The 301-nt window shown below is 62.1% G+C and carries 1 protein-coding gene; it reads right to left on the reverse strand.

The genetic code is table 11. The features are described from left to right. Window positions 1–301, reverse strand: a 301-nt coding sequence (locus tag ACK1U9_RS22760; protein ID WP_449110201.1) for a POTRA domain-containing protein, incomplete at both ends; no start/stop codon positions are given.

Here is a 301-nt window from a genome sequence, read left to right on the forward strand (position 1 = left end):
ACCCAGGCGGCGGGTGATCAGCTCGGAGGTGCTGGTCATCACCTTGCGCGAGAACACCTGGCCGGGCTGCACCAGCAGCAGCGACTTGACCTGGTCTTCCGGCACCTTCAGGTCACCGGACAGCTTCACGTCGCGGACGGTGTACTTCTCGCCTTCGTTGATGTTGACGGTGATGTAGACGTGTTTCTTGTCCGGCGTGATGGACACCTGGGTGGAGGCGATGTCCATGTTGATGTAGCCGCGGTCCAGGTAGTAGGAGCGCAGGCGCTCCAGGTCACCGGAGAGCTTTTCGCGGGCGTAC

The sequence above is a fragment of the Pseudomonas sp. XP1 genome, assembly GCF_053557675.1.